Source organism: Bacteroidota bacterium, from assembly GCA_016718825.1.
Lineage (GTDB): Bacteria > Bacteroidota > Bacteroidia > J057 > JADKCL01 > JADKCL01.
The window spans coordinates 1-13,673 of sequence record JADKCL010000004.1 but is presented as its reverse complement, the minus strand read 5'-3'; the positions used below and the strand labels follow the sequence as shown (position 1 = coordinate 13,673).

The window sequence follows — 13,673 nt, the reverse complement described above, 5'->3', positions numbered from 1 at the left end:
GGAATTGATTCCAACACCGATCATGTCGGTTTTTCGCATGCCGTCAAACGAGCTATGACAACGTGATCGGTCTACCATACTACCCCCTACGGGGCAGAAGCACTAAACTCAACGACATTACCCGTTATGCCTGATTTTGATTTCAAACCGGTTCGATCCTAGAACAGAAAGGGGTTCAGACCGCTGAACCCCTTTCTGTAATAAGACCTGAATTTTCATTTCCCAATATGCCAATACTGCAAGCGCAACGATGGCAATGGGTGATTACTGCTTTGTCACCACCACCTTTTTGGTGGTGCTGTACTGATCATTGGAGACTTTGATCAGGTAAATGCCGTCATAGACCGTCTGCACATCGAAGTAGGCAATCGTCTGGCCAGCATTGATTTTGGATTGCTGGATCAATCGGCCGGTGACATCGATCAATTCGACGGTCAGGTCCTCCTGCACCAAGCCGCCGATTTGGATGGCGACCAAGTCAGACGCTGGATTGGGGTACACGGAGATGGCCATGTTGTCGAAATCGGATTCGGAGATCGAAACGGCGCCTGTGTATTCCGTCGTCGGTTCGGTTACGGAGGTCACCTTGCGGTTGGCGTAAGTGCCGTAGAAAGTGGGGCCGACGACATAAGGATAGGCCGAATTCCAGTCTGCATCGACCGTCGCGAAATAGGCATAGGTTCCGTTGGGGTACTCGGGCGTCACGCAAAAGCGGCCATTGTGCTCGTCAAGGTAGTCTTCTTGACCTGCATGGCTGATGTATTCGTAGTCTTCGCGCCAATAACCGAGGTAATAGGTTGTGCCCACAGCTGGTCCGTCGGGAACATCGGTGCCGTCTGCATGATGGGTACGCACGGTGATGTTGCGGAGTTGATAGCTCGATTTGATGCGGGTGATGCCACCTGTGCCATTCGCATTGGCGAAGCCGTAGGCACCGTAAATCGGGAAGCCGTCGTAGGCGTAGCCGATCAGGGGGCTGTGGACCGTGCTGTCGATGGCGTACAATCCGTCGGCATCGTAGAGATTGCAAATCGTGGAAATGACGTCCAAATCCAGCTTGAAGGCGGATGGATTCTGGTGATGGTGATAGTTACCCATCGCAGGGTGGCCTTTGGAGCAGTCGAAGCCGGGCTTTTCGGCTGGGACGGCATCACGGTTCCAAGACTGTGTAGCCTGCGGTCCGCCCGCGCAAGGCGGATTGCCCGGTCCGCCGCAAAGCGCGTTGGTGGTTGTATTCCAAGCGACACCGTCGCGGTAGTCAAACAGCGCCACACCATTGATGAAGACGCCGATATTGCCCCCCGTCGTCGCGGTCGGATTGCCCGTGTTCTGGGTCGGATTCAACGGAAATTTGAAAATCGCATTCTGATTCGTGGCATTCGAAGGGTTCCCGTCCAAAAATGGTCCCGTCGGATAGGCTGGTACGCCCGCCGTGGTAATGTACACGTTGCTCGCCGAATATTCTACGCGCTGGCAATTCACCAAGATGTTGTTGGGAATCGCGGTGCTGTTGCCGCTTGCGTAATAACTGCCGGTTGTGGTGGTATTGCGCAACCATGCGGTGACCGCAGGACTGAGTTGCGCTTGGCTTGCGGTGGCGCCCGCCATCAAGCAAAGTGTTAGAATTGCTTTTTTCATTCTCATTGGAATCTTCCTTTTTGTGTTGATTGGGTGTTTGGATGTCGTTTCTCGGGATAACTTGCGGGGGAGGAAGGATTTTTTTTCGGGGAATTGATTTGCGTTGGTGGTTTGTTTTGACTTCGGAGTCGGAATCAATGTTCAACCTTCTAGGTTGGCATCGGAGTCGGTTCCCACAACGTTTCTATAAGGTTGACTGTCGGTGCCTTCAGCCTTCGATTTCTATAAAGGCTGGCCGGAAATCAATGTTCAACCTTGATTTTTTGGCATCAATGAACCTTCACTGTTGGACCTCCGGAGTCGGAATCATGTCCCTTCGATTTCTATAAAGGTTGGACCCCTCTGGAGTCGGAATCAATGTTCAACCTTCTATAAAGGACTCCTCTGGAGTCGACAATCAACCTTCGATTTCACGGTTGACCTCTGGAGCAATCAATGTTCAACCTTCGACTCCTCTGGAGTCCTCCCGCTTAACCTTTGATTTCCACGTCCGGGATTCCGCGGAAACTGATGTTTCGGATCAAATACAAACTGCCGGTCATTGAGGGTCAGGAGGAAGGCAATCAGGTCGACTTTTTCGGTGGAGGACAGGACAATGGGTTTGCGCAGGATGGGGGAGAGGCTCGGACTGTTTTGAATGCCGGAGGTATAATGGTTGATCACCTGCCCGAGCTTTTTGAAGCGGCCGTCGTGCATGTAGGGGAATGAATAGGTGAGGTTGCGCAGCGAAGGAATCTTGAATTGCAGGCTGTCTTGCGGATTTTGGCTGATTTTTGACCGGCCAAAGTCTTGCAAGGTCGTGTCGATGGGCAGGCCATTGTTGGCGAAGCCGTAGGTCGAAAACAGCGGTTCCTGGTGGCAGGCATTGCAATTCTCGCGGAATAAACGGTAGCCATTTTGCTCTTGCGGGGTGAACTTCGCCTTGCCTGCCTGCACGCTGTCGTACCGCGCGTGGGCGGAAACGAGGGTGAGCTGAAACTGCGCCAAGGCTTTTAAGATAGATTCGCCGGTGATGGCCTTGTAGCCGAATGCCTGTGCAAAAAGGCCGCTGTACATCGGCTGCCGTTCGAGCTTTGCGACCACGTTTTCAATCGATTCGGCCATTTCCTTGGGGTGGCTGATCGGGGCGAGCGCTTGCATATCGAGATGATTGGCTGCGCCGTCCCACATGTACACGGGATGCCAAGCGAGGTTGAAGAGCGCCGGCGCATTGCGGGTGCCGATTTGGTCGCGGATGCCGTGGCTCAGGTCGTGGTCGGTATGGGCGAAGGCATTGTAGGGCGAATGGCAGCTTGCGCAAGAAATGGTGCTGTCGGCGGAGAGAATGGGATCGTAAAACAAGACTCTTCCCAAGGCAATCTTCTCTGCCGAAAGTGGATTCGCTGCAAAGTCATAAACAGGCGCTGGAAAATGCTTGGGCTGCTCAAACAACCGCATTCGACGGGCTTGAAAGGCCAATCCGAAGAAAGCCAGCATCAGAACCACGTACAATCCGCCTCTTTTCATTCGACGACCTTAAAACCTTTGGAAACCATTCTCGCCAATTGGACGGCATTTTCCCCCGGGCTCATCACCTCGTAAGTTCTGCCCAAGTCGATGCGATTCAGCCATTCGTCCACCGCCCATTGGATGACAATTTCCTTCCGAACTTGCGCCAAGGGCAATTCGACGGTCTGAACGGCCAAAAACGGAGGCAGATACCCGCCCAAGTGGAACTGGAAAAAGTGGTTCCGCGCGGGGCAAGCGGGGGAATTTCCTTCGAGTTTGAAATTGATGTAGCCGCTTTGCCAGGCCCAGTACATGCCCTTGGTCGGGTCGAGGTCCCCCGCCAAGGCGCCGGAGACATTGGTCAGGCTGTCGATGCCCAATTGGAAGCGGATGCGGTCGGACTGAAGGGCTTTCTTCGAATGATTTTTCAGGATAAGGGAGGCAGGATCGGCAACATCCACCAAGCGGTAAGCCGGCAGACATTCGCCCACGACCTTGCCGCCACGCAGCAGCTCCATTCCTGAGACGTAAAACCGCAAGCGCTCCAAGACCACCGAATCGCCATTTGCCAAGCCGTAGGCCTTGTCCAATTCGACGGGCAGGCCCCCAAACGTCGGCTCAAACCGGATGGTCACCGCGTCCCGCTGCGCAAAAAGGGCATTGGTGAGGAGGAGCAGGATCGGAAGGAGGATTATGCGGGGCATGAAGACATTGGGGATTTTGGGTCCTGGGATGGCTCAAAGATAAGGGATGTGGGTGGAATTCGTTTTTGGTAGGGATTCTTGTTGGCGGCTTGCCGCCATTTTGTGGCCTCTCCCCTGGCCCCTCCCCATCGCTGCGCTTTTGGGGAGGGGAATTGGTCGGCATTGCCTTCCTGGTGGTTTTTTTGTTCGCCCAGAATGGGCCGACTGTCGGTAGCCCGAGGCGGCAGCCTCGGGTTATGAGGATCCCCCCCCCCGAATCCGCGCCTTGGCGCGGAGGTTTTGAATTGGCGGCTTGCCGCCTTTTTGATCGCCTCTCCCCTGGCCCCTCCCCATCGCTGCGCTTTTGGGGAGGGGTAGGCAGCTGGCTTTTGGAGAGGGGAATTGGTCGGCATTGCCGACTGTGAGGCGTCGGCGTCCCGCCGAAACGCCGACGCTGCAGCCACCGCGTCCCGCCTGCGGGGGCCTCTGGCTGAAAAACAGATGCTGCACCCACCGGTCCCACCTGCGGGAGCCTCCGGCTGAAACGTCTCGCCGGCCGGCCTAGCAAAATCCGAGCATCACGATTTCCAGATCCGCAAACAGTGTCGCCCATCCGCGTGCGCGATCAAGCTGACATACCTTTATGCCTATCCAAAAGGGTCCAAAGATTATTCTGCGGGATTGGCGCTGGGCTCAATATGAATCAAAACATGGCCCAGTTGGGGCATTTCGCTGCGCAATGTGTCTTTGAGTTGGTGGGCGATGTCATGCCCTTCCCGTACCGTAATCTCGGCATCCACCACGGCATGCAGGTCCACATGGTATTTCATTCCGGCCTTGCGAATAAAGCATTTTTCCGTCTCCACCACTCCTGCGACCGTGAGCGACACCCGCCTGATTTCCTGAATGAGTTCGTCGTAGACGTGTTCGTCCATGATCTCGGCAAGGGCAGGTCTGAAGATGCGGTAACTGTTGTAGAGGATGAATCCGGCGGCAAACAGGGCGGCCCAATCGTCTGCGGTTTCGTAGCCTTTGCCAAAGATCAATGCGATGGCGATGCCGATGAAGGCCGCGACGGAAGTAATCGCGTCGCTGCGGTGGTGCCATGCATCTGCCTTGAGGGAGGAACTGTTGGTCTTGCGGGCATTGTGCATGACAATGCGGTAAGAGATTTCTTTCCAGAGAATCAAGGGGGCCAACACGAGCAAGGTCCAGGACTTGGGCAGGTCATGCGGCGTTCCAATGTTCAGGATGCTTTCGTAGGCGATGAGGGTTGCGGAGGTAATGAGGAAGCCGACAACCAGAAATGTGATCAAGGGTTCGGCCCGCCCGTGGCCATAGGGGTGATTTTTGTCGGGTGGCCTGTTGGCATATTTCAATCCGAAGAGCACCAAAAACGAGGAGAAGATGTCGGTGGTGGATTCGATGGCGTCGGCAATGAGGGCGTAGGAATTGCCAAAAATGCCTGCAAGTCCCTTGATGATCGCCAAGGAAATATTTCCTGCGATGCTGAAATAGGTGGTCCTGACGGCGGTTTCTTCCTTGGTCATGGTTTTCTTGTACAGGCAGCTTTAGGGCCGACAACGGGTACAACAAGCATTCGTCTGAATGGCTCCCTCATTTCCATGGCATCATTTTGCAAAACTGAGCTGGATACAGGTTGGGAAATGGTCACTGTAACCGGGATTTTGAAAGCGGTTTCCTTCGAAGGTGCGCAATGGGCTTCCTTTATCTTCGCCTTCCTTCTGGGTGAGAAATTCGGGTTTGTACACCATCGCCGAACCCTGGACATACCGCAACTTGTTTTGGCCCGCAGCCAGCGGATGGGAGAGGATGATTTGGTCAAAAAGGTTCCATTTTCCGTCGTACATCAAGCTGCCGTAACTGTCCCGATGGTGCAGGGCGGCCGTGGCATTCCACAGGAAACTTTCGGCGGAACCTTTCAAGTCGGTTGTTGCCCGCAATTCTTTGAGCAAACTCGGCGAATCGGGATCGTCGTTGAGGTCGCCCATGATCACGATGGCGGCGGTGGGGTCTGCCTTGCGAATCGAATCCGTAACCGCTCTCACCACCCGCGCCGCTGCAAACCTTGCAGGTTCCGATTTGGCGGCACCACCTCTGCGCGACGGCCAATGGTTGACCATCAGATGGAGCGGGTACTTGCCCATCACATTCCCCTTGACGAGCAAAATGTCGCGGGTATGGTCTTGGCCTTCGAGTTTCACAGGGTAGGCTTTCATCGCGGTCAACGTAAAGGCCTTTTTTTTGAAGAAGAGCGCCACGTCAATGCCGCGCTCGTCGGGCGAATCGATATGGGCCATGGCATATTTGCCGGAGCGGATCAAAGGATGCGCAGCAAGCATTTCCAGCACGCTCCGATTTTCGACTTCGGACAAACCCAGGATTTCGGGGCCGTCGGCGTCACCCAATCGGGAGATGACCTTCGCCATGTTTTGCAGCTTGATGGTGAGCCGCTCCGAATTCCACTTGTATTTGCCGTTGGGCAAGAAATCGGCATCGTTGATTGCTGGATCGTCAATGGTGTCAAAGAGGTTCTCGACGTTGTAAAAGGCGACGGTATAGGGGCGGGGTGCTTTTGCAAGCAATGCGCTCCCCAAGACCGGCAGCAAAAAAACGCAGCTCAGGAACAGCGTTGGCAGCAAGGACTGAAATGTACGACGTAGCGGAGACATGCTTTGCATATTGGGGGCGATACGAAAATTGGCCCGCAAGTTAGGAACAATCTCGAGAAGGGGGGAAGTTTGAGTTTATCGTAAGAGCGCATATTTAGCGGGTGATTGGCGGATGGGAGGCGTGTGTTGGAGCACTCTGGTAGCGGAGTGGTTGGCGTTTCCAAGCACTAGGATTGCAATGTGGGATGGCTTGATCGGTTGGTTGCCTAAAGGTCTGCCTGCGGCGGATGACAGGGGATGGGTGTTCGGTTGGCGTTGGGAAATGGGTATCATGGCCGAGGGCGGTGGACCTGGCTGTGAGATTTCGGCCGTTCAGGCCTTTGGTGAAAATTGAGGTTTTGGGCTTATTGCTTGCGGAGGGGTGGGGATTCCTTTTTGGGGAATAGCTTGGCTAGGGCGGCTTGGAGGAACTGCTTTGGGTCTTGGTGACGCATTCTGCTGTCGGACAGGGTTTTGGGATTGGGGACAGCGTGATGGACTGTGTTGAAGTTTGAGTTCGAGTGACAGTTTGGGCAGGGATTTCCGCTTCGCTCTGATTTGGGGTTGGTGGTAGATTCTTCGCTGCGCTCTGAATGACAAACGTGGCTGCGCTCTGAATGACGATAGGCTTCGCATGGGGCATGAAGCGCTGCGATTCTGACGATGCCGTGTTGGTGGTGTTGGATGGTGCGGCGGCCTACTTTGCGGATTTCGCGCCATTCGATCAGGATGGCGGTTAGGTGGTTGCGGGTTTCATCGACTGCTGGAATGGGGAGGGTGATGCCTTCTTTTGGGAAAAATTCGATGGGGATCCAATCGCTGGGGTCGGACCATTTGGTTTGGATGCTGCTGCTGTTTCTTGTTTTGACGTCTTGGCGTTGCCATTGTTTGAGGATGGCGTTGTAAAAGATGTCTTTGATCTCGGTCTGGCGGATGTGCAGGCGGAATTCGAGTCTTGCGTTTCCGTGGACGGGGATGGCATTGGCGGCGGCGGTGAGGCCGGTGATTTTTATGGCCGTTGGGTTGTGCTGCGGGCCCATCGGGGTCATGTGGACTTTGGCGGATGGGGCTTCTGGTCCGCTGAGGTCGAGGCCTTTGAGGGCCGGGGCGACGTCGCAGAATTGGAATTTGTCGACGTAGGGCAGCTGTTCGCCGACGATGTGGACTTTGTTTCTGTTGGGTGCGCGGCGAATGCGGCTGGTGAGCAGGTTTTGGGGATAGGCCCGAAAAATGGGGCCTAGCGGGTCATCGGGGCCGCTGGCTTGGAGGCCGGCGTAGATTTGTCCGGCCATTTTGGCTGCGCCTCCGAATTCCATCCGGTTGTCGTGGTAACGCTGGGTGGCGTTTTTGACCTGGATTTTGTCGGGTGCGAGGTGGACAATGTTTTTGTTGTCGCGGACGCGGAAAATGAGGTTTTGGAGTTTACCGGAGAGCAAGATGGGGCCGTGTGCTTTTGCAGAATGCAGAATTTACGGAATTTCAGAATTGTTGGTGGATTCTGATTGTTGAATTTGATTGTTGAATATACGACTTTTTTCGGGATCAGGATTGGCAGGGTTTGCAGAATCTTTAGATCAGCGAAGCTAATTTTCTGAATTGGGGATTTGTGGTTTTGGGGACGAGGGGTTGGCTTTGCCTTTGGGGTGCCGGCAGCTGAAGGCAACCGGAAATTGATCCATTAGCCGTTTTGTGATCGGGTTGGTTCTGAAATTGAGTCATTGTTGGTTGTATGCGTTGTTATTCGCGCCGAAGGTGCCGTCTGTGGGTAGCCTCGGGCGGCTGTGTGCCGCGAAGCGGTAGCGCCCGAGGTTGGGTGGGCCCTACCATTATTCGCTTTGGCGGCGACCGCTTGCGGTCGGCGGCAAAGCGGGGGTTTGCGGCTTTGCTGCGTGGGGGAATTTTGTTGGCGGCTTGCCGCCATTTCGTTGGCCTCTCCCCTGGCCCCTCCCCATCGCTGCGCTTTTGGGGAGGGGAATTCGGGCGGCTTTGCTGCGTGGGGGAATTTTGTTGGCGGCTTGCCGCCATTTCGTTGGCCTCTCCCCTGGCCCCTCCCCATCGCTGCGCTTTTGGGGAGGGGAATTCGGGCGGCTTTGCTGCGTGGGGGAATTTTGGTGGCGGCTTGCCGCCATTTCGTTGGCCTCTCCCCTGGCCCCTCCCCATCGCTGCGCTTTTGGAGAGGGGAATTCGGTCGGCTTTGCCTTCTGGTTGGGTTTTGTGTTCGCGTCGGATGTGAACCTAGAGACAGGATGAAAACATTCCTCCAAAACCGAATTTTCCAAGCCGAGGTCTGCATTCACGCACACGCACACTCCGCCCTCACACGCCGCGCTTGCGGCCCAAGGCGAGCCGCCGGACGGCAAAAATCTCGCGAAATCGTGATCCTTCTATCATCGTTCACCCCGCCACGGCGTCCATAATGGCTTTCCATAACGACATTGAAGCCGTCATAGCATTCCCCTCAATGAAGCGTAATCTTGCCCCATTGACAAGTCAGGTGTTAATTGCCTCTGCTCCAAGGATTGCCATTTTCGTAAAGGATCACAAATTCTGCGTTGCCAAACAATCACTTCACAAAATTGATTACTTTTGAGCCTGCAAGCGATCATGAGATGGCTGCTGTCCAAGAATTGCCTCATTTTACTGCCATTGTTATGAAGAACACTTTACTTTTCTGCTTTCTCTTGCTGTTCTTTGGGCTTTCCAAAGCGACCGTCATTACCTTTATCCCCAGCAATTACCAATTTGATTGGCAGGGGGGCTATTTGTACATCGATGCGAACAATGATGGTTTCAATGATTTTTTGATGACCGCCGAGCCCAAAACAGGCTGGGATACGAGTTGGTTCAAGATCAAAAGCCTGACTGCCGGTACCAAGATCCTTACGGATGGGACTGGCAAAGTAAGCGGTCTTAATTACGGAGTTTTGATTTCGGGCCAAGTGCCATCCAACCTTTGGGCCGACAGTGCTTGGGTCAAACGTTATGATGGAAGTCCTTATCCCTATCCGTCATTGACATACTCCAATATGGCATTCCGCTATTCTGTCGGCGCAAACTATCACTATGGCTATATCAATGGTTATTTGACAGACGATCCGCAAAGTATGGGATTCATTTCCTACAACATCTTCCGCATCGGCTATGAAACCACCCCCGGCCTCGGCATCCTGGCCAATTCCGAAACGTCGATCGTCGCGACGCCTGCGCCAACGATTCCTTCATTTTCCATGGCCCAATTCCAAGACATGATGCGTCTGGACTTCGAACGCCCAGTGGCCGCAACTGTTGAGGTTTGCGATCTACAGGGAAGGGTATTGATGAACCATGACTTTCAGGGTGCATTGTGCAACCTCGCAACGGGTTCCTTGTCCGAAGGCATTTACTTGCTGCGCCTCACGTCCTCCAGAAATACCGGGCAGCCAAGCGTCACGAAAAAGTTTGTACTGACCAGGGATTGAGGTCTTGAACCAGCGGGAGGTAAGTGCGTCCGCAAACGGCGATTCATCTATTATGGAATTCAAGCGCCTTGCCTTGCCTATGGTGCGATGCTACCGTTCTGAAAACGCTCGCCCGTCTGCATGGATAGGTGATTGCCCCTTCGTTGTAAAGTAGTTTTCGGCTTTAAACGCCCACGCACATCTCGCCCTCACGCCCACGCACAAACTCATCTACACTGAAACGCACACGCGCAGCCGATAGCTATCGGCGCTGCCCTCATACGCCGCGCTAGCGGCCCAAGCGGCCAATTAACTCCGATAAATTTCCATCCCGATGGCAATCCACAAACGGATACACTTATCTTTACCCGCAATGAAAGACGTCGTACTCACCTTATCCGCTTGACCCATGGCCAAAGAAAAATCCACCAAATCCATCGAGGAAACCCTTTGGGACTCCGCCAACAAGCTCCGCGGCACCGTGGAATCCTCCGAATACAAACACGTCGTCCTTGGGCTCATCTTCCTCAAGTTTGTGAGCGACAAATTTGAGGAACGCCGCAAGGAACTGATCGCATAGGAGTCGCGGTGGGACCTCAATATCGGGTGCACCCAGGAGGCAGGCGTGGTCCTCAAAATCGACACTGCGCTGCATGCTACCGCTTTATCCGTTGCAAGATCGAAGAAAAATTTCCATATTGCTTCCTTTCAATTGGCCTCTTGCCACCTTACTGAACTTTTGGGCGTGTTTTTGGAGACATTTGCGAGTTCATGCAAACCAATTTCTAAGGTTGCCCAAAACTAGTGCAGATTTTGAATCAAGTAGAACACCATCTAAAAAAGAGATATGGCTACCTTCTATTACAATCGTCACAGTGGCGAAAGCTGGGAATCACAGTGGAGAAAAAACCTCCAGAATCAGTCTTATGTACAAGAGATTTCTCAGGACATTCGGCAAAATGGAAGAGACGTCAGCAGGGCGATCCAACGACAAACATCGGATATCGAACACAGCATTCAGGCTGGCACCGCTGAGCAAGTAAGGGCTATACAGCAGTCCACCGATGCAATTTGTGGGACGCTGAACCAAGGATTTGCCCAAATGGCGGAGGGCCTGTCAGAAATTTCCTATGGAATCGGAGAGGTGAAGTCGGAGCTGAATGATATGGGCGCGATGCTGGATTGGAATCTATCACTTTTGATCGAACAACAAAAGACAACAAACATCTTGCTGAACAATATCGGTCTACTTCTACGAATTTCGGACAGTCAGAAAGTGCGACAAGAGTATATCGAAAAAGGTCTGCGGTTTATGACCAAGGCGTTGTTTGACCATGACCTCTATCAAAATGCGGTTGACTATTTTCTGGAAGCGGAAAAAATAGAACGAGAGGATTTCTTTGTTCTGCACCGGGTTGGGCTCGTCTACTTGTTTTCGCCCCAACACCTGGATATTCCCAAGGCTGAAACTTATTTTCGAAACGCTGCAAAATTTGCCCATGCAGAAGCAAGGCTGAATGCAACAGGAAATCCTAAGATCCTGTCAGGAGATCTGAACAAAGACCTTCTCACTCAGCTGCCAGGCGCGGATTTCATTCGTTTGCAGGCTGCTGAGGCATTTCTGTTTGCGGGTAGATGTTGTTATATACAAGGCAAATTCTCTGAATCGGCGGAACTTGCTGGTAAAGGATTTGCATTGGTGCCAAGTCTAGTAGAAGCGGGTTTCATGGAGGCCAAGGCACTTGCTGCTGACAACCGCATTAGAGAAGCGGTGATTGCATTGAGTCGCGTAATCAATTGTGATCGGGACTATGCCATCAAGGCTGCCACGGACCTTGATCTGGGACCGAAAGAGAAGTGTTAGGATTGCTGGAGGAATATCGCTTGAAGTCCACGGAAATGGCAAAGCAAATGCTTAATGATTGCAAATCTGCGATGTTATCCGACACTGTTGCGATCAACGAAATTCAACGAATTGAGGCTTTGGTGTCAAAAGAAAAGTACATTCACAACAAACGTGCGTTGGATCTCATGAGATTGCCAAAAGTACGTTCATTTTCGGAAATCTCTGGGAAGTCTGGGAAAGGCATTTTCGCTCCGCAACACGGTCTCGATGGCTTCCCAAAGCAGTTTGCTGACTGTGTCCTTTCCCTCAAGACCCCACAATCTGCCTTGCCCGAGGTGAAACAGCTATTTCAAGAGTTGTCCAAGAGAACCCAATGGCAATTCCCTGAGGTGACCGACTTGAGCCGGCCGTTTGAATTGGTAAATCAGGCAAGACCTCATGAAGTCCGTGCTGTTTTGCTGGATTTCCTAAGACGTGAAAAGCAATATGCGATAGAGCTTCCGAATATCCAATCGCAGATCAATGAAACAATTGGGAGAATCGATATTGCAGATCGAAATCGCCAATCTGAGTTTGATAGTGAACGAAATGCTCGTCGCAACGCGAAATCCCTAGAGCTGTCAGTTACTTACGGATTGTCATTTGCCTTAGCGGGATTTCTCGCTGGTCGCATTATCTCCAGACGTTGGGGGGGGTATCTCATGGCAGTCCTTGGTTTGGTCGTTGGAGCCTATTTGGGTTACCAACGAGGGCAAAAGGAAGGATAGGCTGTCCCAAAATCGCAAGAAGTGGGGCGATTCCAAGGAATCTCCGTTGAAATCACTAACCTTGTCGCCAAGATTGATATCCCTATTTATAATGGCCAAAGAAAAATCCACCAAATCCATCGAGGAGACCCTTTGGGACTCCGCCAACAAGCTCCGCGGGACCGTCGAATCCTCCGAATACAAACACGTTGTCCTTGGGCTCATCTTCCTCAAGTTTGTGAGCGACAAATTTGAGGAACGCCGCAAGGAACTGATCGTTGAGGGAAAGGAAAAGTACTTGGAGATGAAGGAGTTCTACAACATGAAGAACGTCTTTTACCTCGCCGAGGAATCGCGTTGGGACCTCATCATCGGGCGCAGCAAGGAGGGCGGGGTGGCCCTGAAGATCGACACCGCCCTGCATACGATCGAGAAAAACAATCCGGCCCTGCGCGGTGCCTTGCCCGACAATTACTTTTCGCGGTTGGGGTTGGACGAAAGCAAACTCGCGGCCCTGCTCGATACCGTCAACAACATCGACACCGTCGCCGACAAGAAGCAAGACATCGTCGGGCGCATCTATGAATATTTCCTCGGACGCTTCGCGGCGGCGGAGGGCAAGGGCGGCGGCGAATTCTACACCCCCAAATGCATCGTGAACCTGATCGCCGAGATGATCGAACCCTTCAAGGGCAAGATTTACGATCCCTGCTGCGGTTCGGGCGGCATGTTTGTGCAGTCCATCAAATTCGTCGAAAGCCACCACGGCAATACCAAGGACATTTCGATTTATGGGCAGGAATACACGGGCACGACCTACAAACTTGCCAAGATGAACCTCGCCATCCGGGGCATCAGTGCCAATTTGGGCGATGTCGCGGCCGATACCTTCTTCAAGGATCAGCATCCCGACCTGAAGGCCGACTTCATCATGGCCAATCCGCCGTTTAACCAAAAGCAGTGGCGGGCCGAAAACGAACTCGTGGACGATCCGAGATGGCGCGGCTACAATGTGCCGCCGACCGCCAACGCCAACTATGCGTGGATCATGCACATGCTCGCCCACCTCAGCGAAAACGGCACGGCAGGTTTTGTCTTGGCAAATGGGTCGATGTCTTCGCAGAGCAGCGGCGAGGGCGAATTGCGCAAACAATTCGTGGAAA

Annotated in this window: 11 protein-coding genes and 1 pseudogene; 6 read left to right on the top strand and 6 right to left on the bottom strand. The window is 53.2% G+C overall.

The window, feature by feature from the left end; translation table 11 throughout:
* Positions 1 to 264 precede the first annotated feature (264 nt).
* The 5 genes from IPN95_05210 to IPN95_05190 form a co-directional block, all read right to left on the bottom strand.
* A complete protein-coding gene (locus tag IPN95_05210; protein MBK9448807.1) occupies positions 265 to 1,644 on the bottom strand; it encodes a YHYH protein in 1,380 nt (459 codons plus the stop codon).
* A gap of 426 nt (positions 1,645 to 2,070) precedes the next feature.
* Positions 2,071 to 3,144, bottom strand: coding sequence for a cytochrome-c peroxidase (locus IPN95_05205; protein MBK9448806.1), 1,074 nt, complete (start codon positions 3,142 to 3,144; stop codon positions 2,071 to 2,073).
* Positions 3,141 to 3,830 (bottom strand): hypothetical protein, encoded by a 690-nt coding sequence (locus IPN95_05200; GenBank protein ID MBK9448805.1) that lies wholly within the window; start codon positions 3,828 to 3,830, stop codon positions 3,141 to 3,143. The genes IPN95_05205 and IPN95_05200 overlap by 4 nt, the downstream gene beginning before the upstream one ends.
* Positions 3,831 to 4,477: 647 nt before the next feature.
* Positions 4,478 to 5,359, bottom strand: a complete 882-nt coding sequence (locus IPN95_05195) for a cation transporter (protein MBK9448804.1) — start codon at positions 5,357 to 5,359, stop codon at positions 4,478 to 4,480.
* Positions 5,360 to 5,440: 81 nt separating this feature from the next.
* The gene (locus tag IPN95_05190; GenBank protein ID MBK9448803.1) at positions 5,441 to 6,502 is read right to left on the bottom strand and encodes an endonuclease/exonuclease/phosphatase family protein; all 1,062 of its coding nucleotides are present in this window, start codon (positions 6,500 to 6,502) and stop codon (positions 5,441 to 5,443) included.
* Positions 6,503 to 6,680: 178 nt separating this feature from the next.
* Here IPN95_05190 and IPN95_05185 point away from each other — a divergent pair, with 178 nt between their 5' ends.
* The gene (locus IPN95_05185; protein ID MBK9448802.1) at positions 6,681 to 6,836 is read left to right on the top strand and encodes a hypothetical protein; all 156 of its coding nucleotides are present in this window, start codon (positions 6,681 to 6,683) and stop codon (positions 6,834 to 6,836) included.
* 10 nt (positions 6,837 to 6,846) lie between these two features.
* Here the strand turns inward: IPN95_05185 and IPN95_05180 are convergent, their stop codons facing one another.
* Positions 6,847 to 7,917 (bottom strand): hypothetical protein, encoded by a 1,071-nt coding sequence (locus IPN95_05180; protein MBK9448801.1) that lies wholly within the window; start codon positions 7,915 to 7,917, stop codon positions 6,847 to 6,849.
* Positions 7,918 to 9,132: 1,215 nt separating this feature from the next.
* Here IPN95_05180 and IPN95_05175 point away from each other — a divergent pair.
* From IPN95_05175 to IPN95_05155, 5 genes and pseudogenes are all read left to right on the top strand, one after another.
* On the top strand, positions 9,133 to 9,939 hold the full coding sequence (locus IPN95_05175; GenBank protein ID MBK9448800.1) for a T9SS type A sorting domain-containing protein: 807 nt from the start codon (positions 9,133 to 9,135) through the stop codon (positions 9,937 to 9,939).
* Positions 9,940 to 10,327: 388 nt separating this feature from the next.
* Positions 10,328 to 10,495: pseudogene (locus tag IPN95_05170) on the top strand (type I restriction-modification system subunit M N-terminal domain-containing protein).
* 270 nt (positions 10,496 to 10,765) lie between these two features.
* Positions 10,766 to 11,782 carry a hypothetical protein gene (locus IPN95_05165; protein MBK9448799.1) on the top strand — a complete coding sequence of 339 codons (1,017 nt, stop codon included), beginning with the start codon at positions 10,766 to 10,768 and terminating at the stop codon, positions 11,780 to 11,782.
* Positions 11,783 to 11,817: 35 nt separating this feature from the next.
* The gene (locus IPN95_05160) at positions 11,818 to 12,531 is read left to right on the top strand and encodes a hypothetical protein (GenBank protein ID MBK9448798.1); all 714 of its coding nucleotides are present in this window, start codon (positions 11,818 to 11,820) and stop codon (positions 12,529 to 12,531) included.
* 91 nt (positions 12,532 to 12,622) lie between these two features.
* A partial coding sequence (locus IPN95_05155; protein ID MBK9448797.1) for an SAM-dependent DNA methyltransferase occupies positions 12,623 to 13,673 on the top strand: 1,051 nt, incomplete at its 3' end.